The organism is Microbulbifer sp. CnH-101-G, from assembly GCF_052466775.1.
In genome coordinates this window covers 2,474,910-2,495,229 of sequence record NZ_CP174292.1, presented here as the reverse complement: position 1 = coordinate 2,495,229, position 20,320 = coordinate 2,474,910, and the positions used below count along the sequence as shown (strand labels likewise).

General features: G+C 48.4%; 21 protein-coding genes. 10 read left to right on the top strand and 11 right to left on the bottom strand.

What is annotated here, in order from left to right; genetic code table 11:
* The first annotated feature begins 17 nt into the window (after positions 1 to 17).
* The 3 genes from ACJJID_RS10935 to ACJJID_RS10925 are packed head-to-tail and all read left to right on the top strand — an operon-like array spanning position 18 to position 2,708.
* Complete coding sequence (locus ACJJID_RS10935) at positions 18 to 701, top strand: ABC transporter ATP-binding protein (RefSeq protein WP_444919514.1); 684 nt, start codon at positions 18 to 20, stop codon at positions 699 to 701.
* Positions 689 to 1,903: an ABC transporter permease gene (locus tag ACJJID_RS10930; protein WP_444919513.1), complete on the top strand. Its 1,215-nt coding sequence runs from the start codon at positions 689 to 691 to the stop codon at positions 1,901 to 1,903. The genes ACJJID_RS10935 and ACJJID_RS10930 overlap by 13 nt, the downstream gene beginning before the upstream one ends.
* Entirely contained in the window at positions 1,896 to 2,708 is an 813-nt protein-coding gene (locus tag ACJJID_RS10925; protein ID WP_444919512.1) for an outer membrane lipoprotein-sorting protein, read from the top strand. Before ACJJID_RS10930 ends, ACJJID_RS10925 begins: the two co-directional genes overlap by 8 nt.
* An 18-nt stretch (positions 2,709 to 2,726) precedes the next feature.
* Here the strand turns inward: ACJJID_RS10925 and ACJJID_RS10920 are convergent, their stop codons facing one another.
* A complete protein-coding gene (locus ACJJID_RS10920; RefSeq protein WP_444919511.1) occupies positions 2,727 to 3,746 on the bottom strand; it encodes a tRNA dihydrouridine synthase in 1,020 nt (339 codons plus the stop codon).
* 621 nt (positions 3,747 to 4,367) lie between these two features.
* Between ACJJID_RS10920 and ACJJID_RS10915 the strand changes: the two genes are divergently transcribed.
* The 4 genes from ACJJID_RS10915 to ACJJID_RS10900 all read left to right on the top strand — a co-directional run bounded on the left by ACJJID_RS10915 (position 4,368) and on the right by ACJJID_RS10900 (position 8,428).
* Positions 4,368 to 4,601, top strand: coding sequence for an OadG family protein (locus ACJJID_RS10915; RefSeq protein ID WP_444919510.1), 234 nt, complete (start codon positions 4,368 to 4,370; stop codon positions 4,599 to 4,601).
* A gap of 56 nt (positions 4,602 to 4,657) precedes the next feature.
* The gene (gene oadA / locus ACJJID_RS10910) at positions 4,658 to 6,445 is read left to right on the top strand and encodes a sodium-extruding oxaloacetate decarboxylase subunit alpha (protein ID WP_444919509.1); all 1,788 of its coding nucleotides are present in this window, start codon (positions 4,658 to 4,660) and stop codon (positions 6,443 to 6,445) included.
* 19 nt (positions 6,446 to 6,464) lie between these two features.
* On the top strand, positions 6,465 to 7,781 hold the full coding sequence (locus ACJJID_RS10905) for a sodium ion-translocating decarboxylase subunit beta (protein WP_444919508.1): 1,317 nt from the start codon (positions 6,465 to 6,467) through the stop codon (positions 7,779 to 7,781).
* Positions 7,782 to 7,966: 185 nt separating this feature from the next.
* Positions 7,967 to 8,428, top strand: coding sequence for a hypothetical protein (locus tag ACJJID_RS10900; RefSeq protein ID WP_444919507.1), 462 nt, complete (start codon positions 7,967 to 7,969; stop codon positions 8,426 to 8,428).
* Between the two features lie 110 nt (positions 8,429 to 8,538).
* Here the strand turns inward: ACJJID_RS10900 and ACJJID_RS10895 are convergent, their stop codons facing one another.
* The 9 genes from ACJJID_RS10895 to ACJJID_RS10855 form a co-directional block, all read right to left on the bottom strand.
* Positions 8,539 to 9,240: a YoaK family protein gene (locus ACJJID_RS10895; protein ID WP_444922627.1), complete on the bottom strand. Its 702-nt coding sequence runs from the start codon at positions 9,238 to 9,240 to the stop codon at positions 8,539 to 8,541.
* Between the two features lie 98 nt (positions 9,241 to 9,338).
* Positions 9,339 to 10,466, bottom strand: a complete 1,128-nt coding sequence (locus ACJJID_RS10890) for an NAD(P)-dependent alcohol dehydrogenase (RefSeq protein WP_444919506.1) — start codon at positions 10,464 to 10,466, stop codon at positions 9,339 to 9,341.
* 271 nt (positions 10,467 to 10,737) lie between these two features.
* Complete coding sequence (locus tag ACJJID_RS10885) at positions 10,738 to 11,316, bottom strand: hypothetical protein (protein ID WP_444919505.1); 579 nt, start codon at positions 11,314 to 11,316, stop codon at positions 10,738 to 10,740.
* Between the two features lie 509 nt (positions 11,317 to 11,825).
* The gene (locus tag ACJJID_RS10880; protein WP_444919504.1) at positions 11,826 to 12,353 is read right to left on the bottom strand and encodes a hypothetical protein; all 528 of its coding nucleotides are present in this window, start codon (positions 12,351 to 12,353) and stop codon (positions 11,826 to 11,828) included.
* Positions 12,354 to 12,653: 300 nt separating this feature from the next.
* Positions 12,654 to 13,178: a hypothetical protein gene (locus tag ACJJID_RS10875; protein ID WP_444919503.1), complete on the bottom strand. Its 525-nt coding sequence runs from the start codon at positions 13,176 to 13,178 to the stop codon at positions 12,654 to 12,656.
* Positions 13,179 to 13,662: 484 nt separating this feature from the next.
* Positions 13,663 to 14,214: a hypothetical protein gene (locus tag ACJJID_RS10870; protein ID WP_444919502.1), complete on the bottom strand. Its 552-nt coding sequence runs from the start codon at positions 14,212 to 14,214 to the stop codon at positions 13,663 to 13,665.
* A 478-nt stretch (positions 14,215 to 14,692) separates the two neighbouring features.
* Positions 14,693 to 15,244 (bottom strand): hypothetical protein, encoded by a 552-nt coding sequence (locus ACJJID_RS10865; RefSeq protein ID WP_444919501.1) that lies wholly within the window; start codon positions 15,242 to 15,244, stop codon positions 14,693 to 14,695.
* A gap of 320 nt (positions 15,245 to 15,564) precedes the next feature.
* Positions 15,565 to 16,200, bottom strand: coding sequence for a type 1 glutamine amidotransferase (locus ACJJID_RS10860; RefSeq protein WP_444919500.1), 636 nt, complete (start codon positions 16,198 to 16,200; stop codon positions 15,565 to 15,567).
* Between the two features lies 1 nt (position 16,201).
* Positions 16,202 to 16,849 carry a hypothetical protein gene (locus ACJJID_RS10855; protein ID WP_444919499.1) on the bottom strand — a complete coding sequence of 216 codons (648 nt, stop codon included), beginning with the start codon at positions 16,847 to 16,849 and terminating at the stop codon, positions 16,202 to 16,204.
* Positions 16,850 to 16,988: 139 nt separating this feature from the next.
* On the opposite strand from ACJJID_RS10855, the gene ACJJID_RS10850 reads away from it, so the two are divergent.
* On the top strand, positions 16,989 to 17,891 hold the full coding sequence (locus tag ACJJID_RS10850) for a LysR family transcriptional regulator (RefSeq protein ID WP_444919498.1): 903 nt from the start codon (positions 16,989 to 16,991) through the stop codon (positions 17,889 to 17,891).
* Positions 17,892 to 17,966: 75 nt separating this feature from the next.
* On the opposite strand, the gene ACJJID_RS10845 is transcribed toward ACJJID_RS10850, so the two are convergent.
* Positions 17,967 to 18,584 (bottom strand): hypothetical protein, encoded by a 618-nt coding sequence (locus ACJJID_RS10845; protein WP_444919497.1) that lies wholly within the window; start codon positions 18,582 to 18,584, stop codon positions 17,967 to 17,969.
* A 238-nt stretch (positions 18,585 to 18,822) separates the two neighbouring features.
* Between ACJJID_RS10845 and djlA the strand changes: the two genes are divergently transcribed.
* The gene (djlA, locus tag ACJJID_RS10840) at positions 18,823 to 19,605 is read left to right on the top strand and encodes a co-chaperone DjlA (protein WP_444919496.1); all 783 of its coding nucleotides are present in this window, start codon (positions 18,823 to 18,825) and stop codon (positions 19,603 to 19,605) included.
* Positions 19,606 to 19,778: 173 nt separating this feature from the next.
* Complete coding sequence (locus tag ACJJID_RS10835; RefSeq protein ID WP_444919495.1) at positions 19,779 to 20,087, top strand: BolA family protein; 309 nt, start codon at positions 19,779 to 19,781, stop codon at positions 20,085 to 20,087.
* Positions 20,088 to 20,320 lie beyond the last annotated feature (233 nt).

Genomic DNA, 20,320 nt, shown 5'->3' with positions numbered 1-20,320 from the left:
GAATTGGAGCAGAATCGATGTTGCAGCTGACACATATAGAAAAGACCTATAAGACTGGTGAAATAGAACACCAGGCTTTACGGGACGTCAACCTAGCCATTCATCCCGGCAACATGGTGGCCCTGTGTGGGCCCTCTGGCTCCGGCAAAAGTACCCTGCTGAACATCTGTGGTTTGCTGGATCAGGATTACTCAGGAGCGGTGCACTTTGCAGGTGAGTTAATGACCAGAGACTACCAGCAGGCGATGAAGATACGTCGCACTCAGATGGGGTTTATTTTTCAAAAATTTAACCTGGTACCTGTGATGAGTGCCTTTGAAAATGTCGCCTACCCATTACAGCTCAATGGAGTGGATTCTGCAGAGGTAAAACAGCGGGTAATGCAGATGTTGGATCATGTGGGTTTGGCAGAATTTGCCCGATACCGACCCGATCGTCTCTCCGGTGGTCAGCAACAACGGGTGGCAATAGCCCGGGCACTGGTACACAGGCCCAAATTGGTAATTGCCGATGAGCCCACCGCAAGTTTGGATAGTGTAACGGCCCAGCAGATTATTGAACTAATGAAACATCTGGGCAGGGAACAGAAAACGGCTTTTATTGTGGCCAGCCATGATGATCGTATGACTCAGCACTGTGACAGAGTAATCAATTTACAAGACGGTGTGGTTTTGCAGGAGGAAATCCCATGCGTCGCTTAAAACTGGCAGTGTTGAATTTATTGCGCAACCGCCGCCGCAGTCTTTTGACCGTCGCAATTGTCGCTATTGTGGTGATGGCTCTGATGACTTCCGGGGGCTTTGGACTCTATACCTATAAATCCCTGAAAGAAAGCGCGGCACGCAGCCAGGGACATCTGGTGTTTACCCAGCCAGGTTATTTCAGCAGTGATGAAGAGTACCCATTACAAAACGGCTTGGAAAATGCGGATGAATTGAGAAAGCGCTTATTGACCGACAGCCAGGTGAAGGCGGTACAGCCGCGTATTTATTTGAATGGATTAATCTCCAATGGCGAGAAATCGACCATATTTTTGGGGCAGGGGATTTTACCGAGCGAGTTTCGGGTTAAAGGGCCTTTTTTAAATATGACCGAAGGTGGCATTCTCAGTAAAAATGAAGATCCTACCGACCCACAGATTATGCTGGGCAAGGATCTGGCCAGAAATCTGAATGTAAAAACCGGGGACTATGTCACCCTGATGTCCACTACCGTAGATGGGGCTCTTAACGCACTGGATTTTAAAGTACAGGGAATTTTTGGAACTGGTGTTCCTGATATGGATAAGCGCCAGGTATATCTGTCGATAAATTCTACCCAGTTTATTCTGGACAGTAAAAAGGTCAGTACTATGCACCTGTATGGTTACGAGCTGGAGGATACCGAAGTATTAAAGGCGCGCCTGGCTGATCTGGCACCAGAGTTGGAAATTACCACCTGGGAGGATCGTGCATTCTTTTACCAAGGGGTGAAGAGTCTATACGACCGAATTTTTGGCCTGATGGGCGTAATCATGGCGATGGTAATTTTTGTTTCCCTCTTCAATACCTTGGCGATGTCGGTTACAGAAAGAACCCGCGAGATTGGCACTCTCTCCGCACTGGGAACATCCCGCGCCGAATTACTGCTGGGCTTTGTGTTGGAGGCGTTGGTGTTGTCTCTGGTAGGAGCGATCGTGGGCATCTTGCTGGCAGCTGCGGTGAGTATGGGTTTGATGGTGTTTGAAGTCACCATGCCGCCCCCTCCCGGTAAAACGGAGAGCTACCCCCTGGTGGTGTATTTCTCCATGAACCTGGCTTGGATGATCACATTAGCAGTAGCCGCAATCTGTGTTCTGTCTTCCTTTATGGCGGCACGCAAGGGTGTAAACAAACCGATTACAGAGGCATTGGTACATGTATAAGTTAGCGAAAATAAAAAATGCTTGGAAACTATTGGGTAGAGCTCTGGTATTAGCCGTAGCACCCATGGCACTGGCTAATCCTCAAATTACCAACAGCGGGGCCAGCAGTGAGATTAACTACACCGCACAGCAGGTGGAGGCCATGCTTGCCAAAGCCGACTTTTATCGTCTTCAAGAGAATTCCGCTCGGGTAGTGACAAAAGTGCAGGTCTACAAAAATGGTGAGCTAGACAGTATGGATAAATACCATGTGTACACCCGTCCACAGCGCAAATCTCTGGTGGTATTCAAAGGCAAGGGGGAGGAGGGCACCAAAATGTTAATGTTGCAAGATAACTATTGGATGCTGATGCCGCGCAGCCGCCGTCCCATACGGATTACACCCATGCAAAAACTGCTGGGGGGCGCATCGGTGGGGGATGTGGCCACACTCACCTGGAGTGGGGATTATCAGGGCGTTTATGCAGGGCAGGAGACATTACAAGATCGGCTGGCCAATCGCCTGAATCTTACCGCCAAAACCAAAGGGGCCAGCTACCAGCGTATTAACTTGTGGCTGGATAACGAAAGTCATTTTCCGGTAAAAGCCGAGCTTTATTTGAAATCCGGTAAGTTGGCCAAGATGGCACACTTTACCTCGGGGCAAAGAGAGGGGCGGCAGGTGGTGGCGGAAATGCTGCTGCAGGATACGATCAATACCGGCACCGAGACACGGGTTATTTATGAGAGTGCCCAGGCCCATGATTTGCCGGAAAAGTATTACAACCCGGCCTACCTGAGCCGCCAGTCAACGGCCGAACTCTAACGCACTTTGCAGCCGCTATTAAGCGGCTGCAATGGTTTTCTGCTTAGTGATTTCCTGCGGGGACTTCAATTCCTGGAAAAAAATAGCCTCAATGGCATCCGCTTCCCGCAGGCGTTTGAGCTTCTCAAAAAATACCTGGGCTTCTGGAAAAGCGAGCTTGAGATAGGCCAGCCACTGCTTGATCCGGTTGCCCAGATACTTGGCCGGGTAAACTTCCCGGGTAATTTGATAATAACCCCAGAGTAATTCGACAATCTGCGGCCATGCCATTGGCTGATATTCTACCCCGGCGCAGAAGGCCTTGATTTGCAGTCCCAAGTCAGGCCTTGCCAGTAGGCTGCGGCCAAACATAAAGGCCTGGCAATCGGTTTGCTCGCGGCAGCGCTGAAATTCCGCCAAAGTCCAGATATCGCCATTGGCGACTACTGGAATCTGCAGTTTTTCCCGAATCTCACCGATATATTCCCAGTAGGCCGGAGGCTTGTAGCCATCGACTTTTGAGCGCGCGTGAACCGCCAACTCGTTGGCCCCACCGGCGGCTGCGGCCAGGGCGTTATCCATATAGGTAGAGCGGTCGTTGAACCCCAGGCGGATTTTCGCGGTGACAGGGATGTGATCCGGCACGGCTCGGCGCACAGCGCCGACAATCGCCTCTACCCGATGCGGGCTTTGCAATAGGCAGGCGCCCCCATCGCTGTTATTGACCGACTTGGCCGGGCAACCAAAATTCAGATCGATCGCCTTTGCCCCCACGGCAACCGCTTTGGCGGCATTGATGGCCATGGCTTCGGGATTGCCACCCAGAAGTTGCAAGCGCACCGGGACATCATTGGCCGTTTTGGCGCCCTCCAAGAGCTCCGGGCACAAGCGAGTAAAAACCCGGCGGGGAAGACGGGTATCGGTAACACGCACAAATTCGGTTACACAGATATCGACTCCGCCAATCGTTGAAAGCAGCCTGCGCACATGGTGATCGATAACACCTTCCATAGGGGCCTGGTAAATCTTCGGCTGCAGGGAAATAGTCTTATCGGTCATAAAGCTGGAAATCGGCAAAATTGGTGTGATGGTTGGCGCATATTCTATCAGCTAGTGGGCGCTATTTCGTAACAATGATCATTTCGGGGGTACTTTTCATAGGAGATGTAAACTCAAACTCGAGTGTGTTTGCACCAATAAAGTGCGTAATGAACCATGCGCCACCGTTGCCACTGAAACCATTAAGTGTTTGATTTTAAAAGCAACTTGTATTGATAATAGAAAATTGACTGCACTTCCATGCTGCAGAAAAACTTTCTGGCAGCAGATAGTTTTGTTGCTTGTCGGGGTGGGGCCGCCAACACAGTTGTATTTGCTCTGCTTGACGACTAGATTGCCGGGCGTGATAGGGATTGCCAGCCGTGTTCATCGCCAGGTCGCGCTGATTGCCAATTAGATCACTGCGTTCAGTCGCAGGGTACTTTGGGGATTGTCGTCGGTGCGGCCTGGTGTTCGGCAAGTTGGAACAAGCTGGGAATTGTGCAGAAGTTTTGCGGTGGTTTTTGGGAGTTTTTATAGGCGCCCAAGCATAGCGGCTGCTTAACATGAAACGGCCACGGGCCGAAGAATAATCACCCGGATATTAACCTTGTATTATCCGAAGGCTTAGGGGGATACAGAGTGCAAGATACGCTACTTCAACAGGGATTGGACATCACCCTGTTCGGTATGGGAATTGTTTTTACCTTCCTGCTGTTACTGGTGGTAGGCACCGGCATCATGTCCCGAATTATTACCCGCCACTTTCCTGAAGCGGAGCCAGTCGCCTCACCGCCCGCTAGCGGCAGCGATGACGATGCCCGCTTGCACGCCATTATCAAGGCGGCCATCGAACAACACCGAAAAAAACGTTAATCGTTAAATTTCGCTTCACGACAACATCCAATAATTTCTGCCGAGAGAGATAACCCATGACTGAGGTTAAAAAGCCATTGGGGATTACCGACGTAGTCCTGCGTGACGCCCACCAGTCACTGTTCGCCACCCGCATGCGACTGGACGATATGCTGCCGATTGCAGAAAAGCTCGATAAAGTCGGCTTTTGGTCGCTGGAATCCTGGGGCGGCGCCACCTTCGATGCCTGTATTCGCTATCTCGGCGAAGACCCCTGGGAGCGGATTCGCGAATTAAAGAAAGTCATGCCCAATACCCCGCAGCAAATGTTGTTCCGTGGGCAGAATATTCTGGGTTATCGCCACTACGCCGATGATGTCGTGGAAAAATTTGTCGAGCGCGCCGCAGTGAATGGGGTGGATGTCTTCCGCGTGTTCGATGCCATGAACGATATGCGCAACCTGAAGACCGCCCTGGCCGCAGTAAAAAAACAAGACAAGCACGCTCAGGGCACTATCTCCTATACCGTGAGCCCGGTGCATACCATGGACTTGTGGGTGGACCTGGGGCGCCAGATTGAGGATATGGGGGCGGACTCCATTGCCATTAAGGATATGGCCGGCCTACTGCGCCCCTACGAAGGCTATGATCTGGTAAAGCGTCTTAAAGCGGCGGTGGATATTCCCATCCACCTACATTGCCACGCGACCACGGGCCTTTCTATTGCCACCGCGCTCAAATGTATTGAGGCGGGTGTCGACAATGTGGACACCGCCATCAGCTCCATGTCCATGACCTATGGCCACAGCCCCACGGAAACACTGGTTGCCATGCTTGAAGGCACTGAGCGGGATACCGGTCTGGATATTAACCTGCTCGAAGAAATTGCCGCGTATTTCCGCGAGGTGCGCAAGAAGTACGCGAAATTTGAAGGTTCCCTCAAAGGTGTGGACTCGCGCATTTTGGTAGCCCAAGTGCCTGGTGGCATGTTGACCAATATGGAAAACCAGTTGCGCGAGCAGGGCGCGGGCGAGCGCCTGGATGAGGTACTCGAAGAGATCCCCCGCGTGCGCCAGGACCTGGGCTATATCCCCCTGGTAACGCCCACCTCGCAAATTGTAGGCACCCAAGCGGTGTTAAATGTGCTGACCGGCGAGCGCTATAAATCTGTCTCTAAAGAAACCGCAGCCGTTTTGAAAGGGGAATACGGTGCGACCCCTGCCGAAGTGAATCAGGAACTGCAGGTGAAAGTATTGGAAGGCGCAGCACCAGTGACCTGTCGCCCTGCGGATCTGATCGCTCCAGAGTTGGACAAGCTCACCCTGGAGCTACAGGAAAAAGCCGGGGAAGAGGATATCGCCCTAACCAATGGTGAAGGTGAGATTGACGATGTCCTGACCTATTCACTCTTCCCACAAATCGGTCTTAAGTTCCTGAAGAATCGCGGCAACGCTGAGGCTTTTGAGCCAGTGCCAACCGGTAATGAAAATGCCGCAGTGAAAAATGACAAAGGGGAAGAGGTTTACACGGTCACCGTGGAAGGCCAGAGCTACACCGTAACGGTGGCCGATGGTGGCGACCTGACCAATATTGCCCCGGTGGGTGCGGCCGCCCCTACTGCCAGTCAAACCAATTCAGCTCCAGCTACCGGCGGTGAGCCGGTTAATGCGCCCCTCGCGGGCAATATCTTCAAGGTCATGGTAAAGCCCGGTGACAAGGTCACCGAGGGCCAGGCCATTATTGTGCTCGAAGCCATGAAGATGGAGACCGTTGTGAGTGCGCCGCGCGGTGGCAGTGTTGCCAGCGTAGCGATTAAAGAGGGCGATTCCGTGGCGGTGGGTGATGCCCTGCTGTCCATCGCATAGATTGGGGTAGGAGTCGCAAGTGGATAATTTACTCACGCTTTGGCAATCCTCCGGCATCGCACAGATGATGCCGGGGCAGCTGGTCATGATCTTTGTTGGATTGGGGCTGCTGTTTCTGGCTATTCGCAAAAACTTTGAGCCACTGTTGCTGGTGCCAATTGGCTTCGGCGGTATCCTGGCCAATATTCCTGGAGCAGATCTGGCGCTCTCTGCGGCAGAGACCGCATTGGCCCAGGGGAATACGGCAATTCTTGCCCAAATGGCCCAGATCCTGGGGCTGGATACCGGCGCCAGCCTCAGTGACTTAAAAGCGGCCTTGGGTGCTGCCCCGTCTGCGGTACAGCTACAGGCTGCGGAGTTTGCCAGTGATGCCGGTTTTAGCAACGGCATGCTGTACAACTTTTATTCCGTGGCTATTGCCTCGGGTGTAGCCCCGCTGGTGATTTTTATGGGGGTGGGGGCCATGACCGATTTCGGCCCGCTGCTCGCTAACCCGCGCACCCTGTTCCTGGGGGCGGCCGCACAGTTCGGTATCTTTGCCACCGTGCTGGGTGCCGTCGGTCTCTCGGTTGCGGGGATTATGGACTTCTCCATCGCCGATGCTGCGGCTATCGGTATTATCGGCGGTGCGGATGGCCCCACGGCAATCTACGTTTCCAGCATTTTGGCTCCCGATTTGCTCGGTGCGATTGCGGTAGCAGCCTACTCCTATATGGCATTGGTACCCATGATTCAGCCACCGATTATGCGCGCACTCACCACCGAGCAGGAGCGCAAAATTGAGATGGTGCAGCTGCGCCATGTGAGCAAGCGCGAGAAAATTACCTTTCCACTGTTGCTGTTGATTCTGGTTGCCTTGTTCCTCCCCGCTGCAGCGCCGCTGTTGGGAATGTTCTGTTTCGGTAATCTGATGCGGGAATGCGGTGTGGTGTCTCGCCTTTCGGATACTGCTCAGAATGCGCTGATCAATATCACCACGATTTTCCTGGGCCTCTCGGTTGGTTCGAAACTGGCCGCAGATAAATTCCTCGACCCAAAAACCCTGGGAATCCTCGCCTTGGGTATCGTAGCCTTTGCGATTGGTACCGCCGCAGGGGTATTGATGGCGAAACTGCTCAATGTCTTCAGCAAGCACAAGGTAAACCCGCTTATTGGTTCTGCCGGTGTATCTGCCGTGCCCATGGCTGCGCGGGTATCCAACAAAGTAGGGCTTGAATCCAATCCGCACAACTTCCTGCTGATGCACGCCATGGGTCCGAATGTGGCCGGGGTGATTGGCTCTGCGGTTGCGGCGGGAGTCATGATCAGTATGGTGCGCAGCTTAACAGGCGGTTGATTGAGTCAATCAAAAGTTACTATCGAAAAGGCGAGCTTCGGTTCGCCTTTTTTCTTACAGGGCTTAATGCCTTGAGATTAGCTGACACCCTCCCTCGATAAGATTCATTTTGAGTTAAGGTTATCTGCGCTATATTCCTCCCAGCATATTGACTTGTGATAAGAAATTTTACTGGAAGTAAGACCATGCGTAGTTTGCCCCTTTTGATTTCCCTCGCTCTTTTCTCCACCCCGCTACTGGCCCACGACAATCATCGCACCGCTGAAGACATCCACGAGATAAAAAGAGAGGTGGTAAAACTTCGCAAAGAAGTCCATGCCCTGAAGGATGAAAATGAAGAAGCGGCTGAAATGCGCAAGCTCAAAAAAGAGGTTGTCAGGTTGCGCAAGGATATCCGCTCTATGCAGGATCTGATTCTGGATCTGCAAGCTTTGGTTGAAGCACAGTCTAAAAATCCTCATCCTGATGTGGTTCTCCAGCCAGTGAAGGAGCGCCCCCGATGGGCTTGCTATATGAAAGATGTACGCGCTGGTGGGATGCACTCTAAAGGCTTTTCAGAAGTAGAGGCAAAAGGCAAGTTGCTTGAAACCTGCTCCACACGGGGTGGTGTTTGTTTTGAGAATAGAATTACTTGTTCAGCGGAATAACTCGTGCTTCTTTAAGTATTAGGCGGAGGGGCTTTTGGGCATAGTCTTCCATTTGTCCCAGTGCCTCTTCAATATCTTTAACTAGATATTCTTGCTCACCTCCCAATGCATCAGGAAGTTGCGGTGGGAGGCCTTTCTGCTTTCAGGCTTAATAGAGCTGTCAATAAAACCAGCAATACAGGCAATAAGAGAGAGGGGAACCCCCACATCTTGTAGCCCACAGTGCCGAGCGTCACACCAAGGATAAAGCAAAAAATTACCCCAAAATAATATTTAGCCTTGGTAGATGCCTGTGGATAGGGCGCTTCCCCAGTACTTTTGTATGCTCGATAGTTGTCCAACATTTCAAGGGCGGCGGCGAAGAGGTTGGTGGAGTTGCCTGTCATAAAGTGAGTGGGCGCTTTCTTATTAAGCACCCTGAAAAAGATGGTGCTGTGTAGAGACATGGCGGCAACTGCGAAGAAAGAAACCAAAAAAGTGTTTGCAGCATAGGGTGACGTGAGCGTTCCCACGTAGCTGCCCAAAATGAAAAATAAAAACATCAAACAACTCTCTATAAACAGCATGACAGTTGCTGTATTCCTTTTTTGCAGGTTCAAAATCTTAATGAGATAGATCCAAAAAATCTGCAGGAAGATAAAGGCGGAGAGAATAAATAGCTTGATAATGTAGTTTGGATTGTTACTGGCAAAGTCGGTAATTGAGAGCACAATGGTGCCGGTGATAAATGTGGTAAAGCTGGTAAACAAGCCCAAAACACAGACAGCCTCAGCAAAACCAGCTACAAATGCGAGAATATATTCAATGTTCATTGTGGCATGAGGCGTTTCATTCATGCTCTAGCACCCTCTCATTATATGAGAAGCATCTGCTGATATTGTCTGCTTCAAGAAATTCCTGGGTACAGGCGCTAGGAAAACCGCACCACAGGTTTTAAAGTTAACCCCTTCTCGCTGTCTTCAGCGGCTTGGTTAATCTGAGAAAAATCGTAGAACTTAATAAGCTTATCGAATGGGAAGCGGCCGGCCATATAAAGGTCGATCATAGTGGGAATAAACTGATCCGGTAGGCTGTCTCCTTCAACCACACCTCGCAGAGTTTTGCATTGGTTGAGCAGGTCCATGAGGTCCAGAGTGAGCTTCTCGCCAGGTTTCGACAGTCCTATAATCGCTCCCTCGCCACGGCTGCGCAAACAGTCGATCATGGTATTAATCACTGCGGGGATTCCCGTGGCGTCAAGGGCAAATTCCACACCCTTGCCGGTAATTGTCCTGATTTTTTCTGCAACCTTGCCCTGAGTGCTGTCGATTGTGTGGGTGGCGCCAACTTCCATTGCCAGTTTCAGCCTTGAGGGAAGAATATCCACAGCGATAATCGTGGTGGCCCCCGCCGCCGATGCGGCCATCGCTGCAGCCAAGCCCACGGCGCCTGCCCCAAAGGCAGCAAAACTGGAACCGGGGCCCACCTTGAGTGAATTTAAAACGGTGCCGGCGCCCGTTTGAATGCCACACCCTAAAGGGCCTAATAATTCCAGGGGAGCATCTTTGCGCACCTTAACCACGTTTTGCTCATTGGCTACAGCGTACTCACCAAAGGAAGACTGACCAAAGAAGCGGTCGTTAAGCGTCCCTCCCTGCTGATCGGCAAGGGCGTGGCTGCCATCTATGCGATGCCCGGAGAAGTTTCGATCGCGAAAGTTTTCACAGCAGGCCGGGTGGCCGGAAATACATTCCCTGCAACTACTGCATGAGAGGAAAGTTAAGACAACATGATCTCCAGGGGTCACTTTAAGTACGCTATCACCTACTGCTTCCACCACTCCTGCGCCCTCATGCCCCAATACAATAGGGTGTGGAACTAAATAATCCTGGTCACGGGCAATCATATCGGTGTGGCAGATGCCGGTGGCGACGATTTTAACCAGCACTTCATTTTCCAGTAGTTCGGTCTGCCTCACTTGTTCTAATACGAAAGGGCTGCCCGCTTTCCTGACTACTGCCGCAGTGAATTCGTTGCCAACTCTATGAGTGCTTGTCATTTATTCTCTCGCTTAGCGGTATTTCTTGAACAGTGCAAAGATTTGGGCGCTGCTTCCATGCCGCTTTTATCGGGTTAAGTGTTTTAAGATTAGATGGGGGGGAGGGGGTCGCCAAGTTAGATTATTCACAGTGTGAAAACAACTATACAGACTGAGGGCGGATTAATTTTTCTTTAAAACCTACGCCGGATGTTAATGCCGACGTAGGTAAGTATTTGGTGCATACCTACTCAATTTATTTGTAGCCGGTGGCTGGTATACATGTTTAAAATTATTCAGAGGCAACCAAAATAGAAAGGTTACCAATAAAAGGTCCCTGGTTTTGCACAGGTTGCCATTCTGATGCAGGGATGGAGACTTCAAAGGCAGCATTATCAGCTGTGCAATCGCTATTCAGAATCATCTGTCCTGGAATAGCTACACCGGCAAATGCCTGAGTTATTGTGCCACTCAGGCCGTTGTCAAAGAAGACGTCATAATTAATCGTATCTGCATTGGCGTTGGAAAGTTCAAAAGGCATAGATGCGCTACCAAATGTAATACTAAACGTCGGGAATCCACTACCGGCGACACAAAATAGATCTAGCCCTGTAGCGGGCGAGTTAGCGCCTGTTGGGGTTATATTGAGGTCGTTGACATTGTCGATCACAATGGACTCAACAAACGACAGGGTGATCATGCTTTGCGCGCTATCTGTGACTTGGGAAAGCGCAGGGATGGATGAGCCAAGGGTTACGCTCAGTGAAATTGCAGATATCAGTGTCTTTGGGGTGGGAAACTTCATCAGATACTTCCTTGCATTAAAACTCAAAAACGCTTCTGTTGAAAAATCCAAGGCGAAAAAAATCATTTTGAAGGTGCCTTGGTATAAAAAGAATAGTCAGTAATCTGAGGTTGGGTCTTTGGTAGATATTATTTGGAGGTTTAAAGTGAAGTTTTATCGCTTATGGGAAAGTTTTTCCTATTTTCGATGAGGTTTTTTGTGAGCTTAGATGACAGCTAGGCGGCCTAATGAGGGGGGAGAACTGAAAGCTTGATTGGGCTCTCATTCGTTTTCAGGGGTGATTATGCCAAAAGTAGCATTATCATCAGCGCAATTGTTTGCTTGAAGCCTCTCGTTAGGAGTATGCATGCCCGCCAACGCGTTATCGGGAACACTTTCATCATTCTTTTAGAGTGTGTCAGGAGTCTATTCTGACGTAGCTTGTGGTAAATGACTCGACAGTGAGAGTAAATTAATAATATTAAATCTTTATATTTTAATTGGGTAAGTCTATCTGTTTTTTAGTTGATTTTAAGGTGCTAGGCCAGAGATGTACTCAGGCCTAGCGATATTATTAATTTGTCTGGGGGAAGAGTTTATTGGCCTTCTACCGTGAGTTCTAGCATTCCAGTAAATGGACCATCGTTCTGCCTGCCATCCCATACAGTAGAGGGAATATCAACCACAAATCTTGAGTTGACCACGGTGGCATCGCACAGGGTATCCAGAACAGGATTATTAGGAATCGGGTTGCCAGGGGTTACTGACTGTCCAGGTCCCCCTATCATGTTGAAAAAGTTTACGTTATATGGAAGATCCGGCGATCCATTGCTACTCATCAATGTAAAATCTGGTCCCATAGGGTTGGTAAATGTAATAATGTAGGCTCCAAAAGTTCCACCAACACAAAAGTCATCAGATCCAGTTGCATCAGTACCAACGGTGGGATCTATGATATCAACGTTACCAACATTGGCTATATCAATGAATGGGGCTTGATTGAAGATGAGTTGGATCACACTGGTTTCCGTATCCATATTTTGGGATAGTGCAGATGTGGAAGAGCCGAGTGCCAAACTAAAAAGAGCTGCCGATAATACTGACTTGGGGATAAAATGATTCATCAGATACTTCCTTGCGCAAAAAACTACAGCGCTTCTGTTGAAAAAACAAAGCAAAAATTCAAATTGCCTTGGTTTAAAAATAATAGCTAGTAATCTGAGGTTGGGTCTTTGGTAGGTCTATTTTTAGGTGGCTTTAAGTGAGTGTCTGAGGATTATGAGAAAGCTTTCCTACTTTTAGTAACTTTATTTTTTAGTGAGCCTATATGGTGGCAGAGCAGCTTTGCTAAAAGGTTAAACTGCTGCACCAGAGTTAATGTCTGGTGCAGCATGGTCGAATGCTATTTAGAGCAATGTGTTGAATTATTCGGATTCAACAGTGATCATTAGCGTGCCCATAAATGGAGCCATTCCGGCTACAGGTTCCCATTGAAAAGAGGGGATTAAAATGTTAAAGAGGGCGTTATTATCTGCGCAGTTGCTTGCCTGAAGTGTATTGTTGGTTATAGGGATGCCGGGCATTGCCGCTGTAGGAGCTGGTCCTGAGGTAGCATTTAAGAAATTGACCTGGTAGCCCAGTGTAGTGCTACCCATGCCCTGTAAAAGAAATGGTGATCCTGTGCCTGTGCCGACTCCTTCAAAAGTAATGCTAAACGTCGAAAAACCACTGCCGGCAACACAGAAAAAATCAGTCTGTTGAGCATCCTGTCCTGGACTTGGGTTCAGGTTTATATTATCAACGTCTTCTATCACAATAAACTCATTGACAGTCAAAGTAATCATACTTTGCGCGCTATCTGAGACTTGGGATAGTGCAGTTGTTGCAAAGCCAAATGCTAGGCCGGCAGCGGCAAGAGATGCCAGTAATTTTGGTGCGATAATCTTCATAAGTAAATTCCTTTTACATAAGCGTCCACAATACCTGTACTTGAAACAGCACCAAAGCCACAAACTGCAAGAGGGTGTTTGGTGCGAAAGTCCGGGTATAAAAAGGTTAGTTGTTAAATTGGGAGGGGGATGTCTATGGTTTTTGCTCTAAGTAAAAATCAGGAAATAGGTACTAGTGATTGAGAAGAATTTCCTATTTTTTAGTTGGGCTCACTGTCAAGGGTTCTCTTCTGTCATGGTTGTGATTTTTTTAGGGTGGTTTTGTGGGGGATATATGGGTTGGTTTGGGGCTGCGTTTGACAATTTATTTGTATGCTGAGGTTACTTTCAATTTAACAGTTTTTGTCTGCGGTTAAGGTTTTCATTGGGTGTGTCTGGAGGCGCCTTTTGAATCTTCTATTTTTTACCTTGAGTTCTGCGCCAGAATGCATTTCTGGCGCAGTTTTTAATTGGTAAAAAATTTTAAAGGATCATTAAGAGAGCTTTAATCGGCCTCTACCGTAATCAATAGCTGCCCTACAAATGGTGAGTCATTCTCTCTGTTATCCCATTCAGGAAAGGGGATTTGAATGGTAAATTTGGCATTCTCATCCGTAAGGTTATTACAGGCGGATGCTTCGATCGAATTTCCTGGGATGGGGTCATTGGGCGTAGCCATTATTGTTCCGGGTCCTGGGCCGTTATTGTTTTTAAAGAATACCTCATAGTTAATGACCGGGGAGCCAGGGTTTGATTGTGACATTAACTCAAACTGTGGTCCTGTGGTGGCAGGATTGGTAAAAGTAATACTGTAGTTATTAACGCTGCCTGTTCCGGCTACACAGAATGATTCATCAGCCGTTGCAGCCATTCCAGGGACAGGGTTGTCAATATTTACAGGATCAACAAATGCTATATCAATACTATCCATTTGCATCAACATGAGTGTTATGGTGGTAGTCTCACTGTCGGTTTGAGCTAGTGCCGATGTAGCTGAACCGAACGCAAGGCCAGCAGCGGCTATGGTTGTCAGTAGTTTAGGGGCGAAATACTTCATAAAAATCTCCCTGTTACATAAGATCAGTCAATGACTGTGTTAAAAAACTCCGAAGGTAAGAAGTAAGGTTGCGTGGTAAGTTGGTCACGGTATAAAAAGACTAGTTGTTGATCTGGGAGGGGGGAGTATATGAATTCTTATCTAAGTGATTTTGGTAGGAATTTACTACGGATTGAGAATATCTTCTTATTTCTAGTGCAGAGGTTGTGACAGATAAGTTTCTTTTTGGTCTCCGTAAATATGAAAGCTTTTACCAAGTGGATTTTTGTGGTGTAAGTACTATGAATGCTTTTTACGATAGCGTCTATTGAGGTGTATGCTTCTGTAAGATGAGATTTGGTAACCAAGTGTATGGCGGTGTTTAAGGTCTTTCTTTATGGAACGTATGAACAGGCATTTTTTTCAGTTTGTTTTTTTAAGATGCTACGCCAGAAGCTTTTTCTGGCGTAGCTAATGTTAATAAATCCTATGCAGGATCTTATTCAGCCTCCACTGTGATTTCTAACAAGCCAGTAAATGGGGCGTCGGGCGCTCTGCCAGCCCATTGTGGTTCTTGAATTTCAATATTAAATTTTGCGTTATCCATCGTTGGGTCCATGCACATAGGTGTCTGTATCATGTTTCCAGGGATAATAGCATCGGGTGCAACAGGCATGCCTGGCCCTGGGAGGGTGTCGTTCTTAAAGAAAACTTCATACATTATTGGTACGGCGCCAGGTACGGCAGACTCTAGCTCAAATGGTCCTCCCACAGGGTTCGCTGGATTACTAAAAGTGATGCCAAAATTCGGAAAGCCTATTCCAGCAACACAGAAGGTATCTTCAGCGAGAATGGGGCCCGGGGTACCATCTGGTGGCGCCAGAAGGTTAAGATCATTCACAAAAGCGATATCAATAGTTTGCATACTCATGTAATTCAGCGTGATAACGCTAGTTTCGCTGTCCGTTTGGGATAATGCAGATGTGGCTGAGCCAAGTGCCAGGCCGGTTGCAGCTATGGATGCCAGAACCTTTTTACTTAAAATCTTCATGTGAACTTCCTTGTACAAAAACAATAACCTTCATGTTACAGACAAAGCCAAGACCAATCCTTGGTGAGCATGCCAGGAGTGAATGCCTTGGCTAAAAAATGATAGACTTTAAACGTAAAAAGAAAGATTGTTTGTCTGTGTTCTCTATAAATTCAGGAAGTATTTACTAATTTATGATAGTAATTTCCTACTTTGAATTGCGTGTTTTTGGTTTTCTTTGTTTGAGGGTGAAGTCGGGTGGGAGCTAATATGGATGGCTTTGCGTCTACATGTGGCAGTTCGTTTGTGATTTCTTTAACTTTTTTTTAATCCAGTTTTCTTTATTGCTTAATAAAATGATTGTTTAGGGTTTCAAACAATGCTTTACGGCTGGCTGTGTGTTTCTTTTCTGGCGACCCGTATTTTTGCATATGCTCTGGAAAGAGTTGCGCGACTTTCTGTTGTGACCACTCCAGGTGAAACTGCAAGCCGAGGATATTATCTCTATATAGAAATGCCTGGTTAGGGCAAAGTTTAGAGCGCGCCAGGCGCTTGGCCCCCTCAGGGATTTCAAAATAATATCTATGCGCCTGAAAGACTTTTTCTATGGTGGAGGGTTTTTCAGCTATCCAGTCAATAGAGTGCCAGCCCATTTCTTCCTGCTTCATCGGCTTAACATCAGCGCCTAGTGCGTGGGCGAGTATTTGTGATCCCAGGCAAATGCCTAAAAAGGGGACTTGCTGATGAATAGTACTTTTTACCCATTGAATTTCGTCTGCGAGCCATGGTAGTAACTTGTGGTCTTTGACATTCATCATTCCACCCAAAAGGATGACGCCACTAAAACCATTTTCTGGCAATACAGACTTTTGCGGGTTAATAATGGTTGTTGGTATCTGGTGTTGGCTTGCCCAGTCGGCAATATATCCCGGACCTTCATTGTCTTCATGCTGAATAATAAGAATCGGTTTCTGCATCTTATTGAAAGTCCTGCTTTTCCAGGTAGAGCTGCCGACGAAATACAATCCCCGCTTCTTTAAGCCTTTCAGGCCAGTGGGTTTCAGAAATAGGGTGTTTACTGTCCGTGTTGATAGTGTTGGGAGCAGATGGGTCGGCAGTAACTTCCAGAATCTGGTCAAAACTGGGAGGGGATGCTATTTCGTGGATAAGCAGGCTTGTTGAATTTAAACGCACCAATCGGTAGTGACCATTCTCTTTGCGAGTGAGGGGTAGGTCGAGTAACTTTTTGGTAACCCTGAATGGAATAGACTTCAGCTGAACTTTTCCTTCGCGCTCAAAGTGGCCGTTAAAGATTTCACCAATAAAAAAGCCTAAATCGCCGTTGCGCAGACGGTTTAAGGAGAATTCTTCGGGCTTGAGTGAAATGAACGGTGTCTTCTGAGCCAGCTCAATAATGGCTTTTTCGTTATCTGATTCCAGCACGAGAATAATCTGGTGTCCATGGCGCTTGCCGTGAAGCGGCATATGGGAGGCAATGAGTTGGCCTTTTATAGAAAATAGCGCCATACCATGAGTGCCGTTTGAATCGTCTGCAAACGTTAATGCTGCTGCCATGGCTAAGGCTGCCGAAATACTTAATCCCCAGAGTCGAGAAAGTTTGCCCATCAGTCTGTGTGTTCCTAGTGGCGGTGCCGCTAGATAGGAAGCTACTTGCTATTTAGCGGACCCAAAGGCTTGGTGTTTTGCGATTCTAAACGTACATTAGTTACCAATCGATTCACTGTTGGTAGCTTTTGATTCCAAAATGGAAATAGAAGATCTAGAGAAGTTTCTTGTTATTGCCGCAACAGAAAACCTGCAGCGCTCGGCGGATCGCTTGGATACTACCCCTGGGGGTTTGAGTAAGGTTTTACGCCGTTTGGAAAAGGCGCTGAACACACGTTTATTCGACCGGGTGGGCAAACAAATCCGGCTCAATGATGCGGGGCGTCGATTACAAGGGCGAGCTGCTGAGATCACAGCCATCGCGCGGCAGGTCCAGGCGGAACTCAACGGGTTGGGCAATTTGCCCGAGTGTCGGGTGGCAGCTCCTGCCGTCATACAATTGACTTGGGCCACGTCTATTCAACGTGAGTTGACAGAAAGACACCCAAATGCCCGCCTTTCATTCACTTCTGCCTATGAATCCCTGGCGCTGAGTATGCTGGTCAGAGGGGAGGTGGACTTGGCCATAATCACCGGTGCGATATTGGGCCAGGTACCAACCCAAATAACTACCTGCATGCTGGGAGTAGAAACCCTGTGTATCGTTGCGGGCCCAGGTCACCCGTTAGCATCTGGTCAATGGTCAAAATCAGGGGTGTCAATAGAGGTTCTTCAACAATACCCCTTTGCCGCACCGAGAATCTCTCCATTTTGTGGTGAGGAGAGAGGCATTGGCAGTGATGGTTGGGGAGAAAACCTACCAGCCAGAAAGCTTCAGGTCATAGTGAATGACTATGGGGTGCTTAGCCGCCTGATTAAAACGGGTCAGTTTCTCGCTTTGCTGCCAGAGGCTCTTGTTGAGGATGTCGGTGGGGCAAAAATAAAGGTTGTCGGTGAATTTGTAGAGCCTCAAGAAGAGCTTTTTATCGCTTGGAGGGGAGGTCACAAGGGATGGCTGGATGACTTGGCCCTCGCATTATCAGGGGAAGAAGGGCTTAAATAGAGAGGACTTGAATAGAGGGGTTTATAAATAGTGCCCCTCTAACCCTTACTTCATCAGCCTTCTTCCCGCTGGGAGTTAATCTGAAGGAGCCGGTGGTGGACAAGGTGTTCCTGCGGCTATCCAGCCTTTTAATGCTTCCACCAGTTTTTCGTGGGGAATGTTGACGGGTTCTCTCTTGCCACCAGGGTTCCAGCCCCAAAGCGCGAGGGGATTCTCACTCATAAATTGCATTAATTGCTCCGGGGAGCGGCCGCCATTATCTTGGGGGGTAGTCAGCAGCTTGCAGATTTGGGCCGATGACATACCAGACCAGTTAAGGCTGATGGGTGCCATAGCCCAACCCGGTGCTCCGGGCGCACCAGTCACTGGATTGTTTTGGTTGGAGTGGCAGTTACTGCAGCGCATTGTACCCAGACCCATGTTATCGGGCCCCCGCTCTACGCGGGGTACATGGGGGGAGCCTTGGTTGATAAGGGGCAATTCCAGCTGGTGACAATTCAAACAGCGGGGGTGAAGGAGTACTTCAACAATGGTTTCCCAGTCCTGGTGACCAGTGGTATCAACCTTACTAGATTGTGACCCGTTAGCCTGACCATCTGTATCCTGCCGGTTTCCGCACCCTGTGAAAACCAGCAATATAAGAAGGCTGATTGTTAAATGGCGCAATAAGCCTGCCACTCGCCGCAGTTTCATTTAGCCTTTCCTCATTTCCTATGAGAATGCCCTGTACATCATTGTGGCAGATAGGGGGAGACTGTTAGGAAACTAAATGTACCTGACAGGGATCAAGGTGACGCCTTGAGGAAAAGTGCGCTTGACTTTTTAGTCACGTCTTTCGGCTGACGTTCTCTTACACGTGGTAAGATAGCCGGGATTTAACAGTTTGATTTAGATGATATTGGAGTGCTGTTTGGCGCTCGGAGGAGAGAGTATGTCCTGGTTAGGGGCGGGAATTGGTGCCGGATTCGGTTTTATGTTTGGAGGCCCTATTGGTGCGGCCTTGGGTGCCTGGATTGGTAGCTCCTTTGGATCTGGCCTAAAGCGTTTGGGTGGTGCAGCTGCGGTCCTAAATAGAGAGGGCGCCCAGAAAGTTTTTATTGTGACCTTATTTTCCATGCTGGCCAAGATGGCTAAAGCAGATGGACAGGTGTCTAAGGCGGAAGTGCAGCTGATCGAAGATTTTATCCAGAATAATCTTCGCTTAGGCGCCGAGGATCGCAAGCATGCAATCCGAATTTTTGAGAATGCGAAGACGGATAAGTACAGTATTTACGATTATGCAAAACAATATCGTGTGTTGGTCCAAAACCAGGCGATGCGGGAGATGGTTTATCGCCTTTTATTTGCCGTTGCTTACGCCGATGGTGAGTTGCATTCCTCTGAGGAAGTGATTCTCAGAAAAATTACTGCGGATTTGGGCTTGCATGAATCACTCTTTGAGGCCATGCAAAATCAATTTGGGCACGGTAGGGGAAGCAGTGCTTCTGAGCTTCAACAACATTACGCAGTGCTTGGCTGCTCTGAGGAAACCAGCGATAAGGATTTGAAGTTGGCTTATCGCCGTAAGGCCGCTGAGTATCACCCCGATAAAATGGCGTCCAAGGGGCTTCCTGAGGAATTTATGCGTCACGCTGAAGATCAGATGAAGAGCATTACCGTTGCGTATGAAGCAATTGTTGAAGCCCGGAAGAGCAAGGCCAAAGTGGCCAGTTAATCGCCTTGCTTAGGCGGTTCGACTTGGAATGCTCAGCAGGCGGAAAAAACCTGCTAGCCTTCCGGCTGTTTATCCCAGCTAGCTGGTAGTAGTACATAAATGTTTTGTTTCAACTTATTGTCGAAATAAAAAATATTGAGAATTAACCAGAAGAAAGTTTTTAAAGAGAATTTATGAGTCTTGCAAAGCAGATCGAAGAAAAATTAACTACGAGCTTTCACCCTCAATTTATTGATGTCCAATGTGAAAGCCATTTGCATAATGTCCCAGCGGGATCTGAAATGCACTTCCGGGTGGTACTGGTGAGCGAGGCCTTCGCATCAATTCGAAAGGTCCAGCGTCATCAAAAAGTGTATGCTGTTCTTGCTGATGAAATGGCTGGCCCCATTCATGCCTTGGCGCTCCATACCTATGCACCGGATGAATGGGAGGGCGATGCTCCAGAGAGCCCTGAGTGTCAGGGTGGTAGTAAGAAAGGGTAAGTGGCAGCAGGCTATATCAAGAAGCTATTTCCGCATGTCCGTATGTAGATTGCTTGAAGTTTGTAGGGTTCAGTGACACCCACCTCTGAGAAGAGTGTTTTGTAGAGGGAAGAGGTTTCTAAAAACTAGGCTGCTCTGACCCAATTTAGGGCAGTCTGATTATGTGTTAGCAAGTTTAAATTTCCCCAAGTGTATTCATACTTTTTTTATTGTCACGCTTTTAGTCCCTTGGT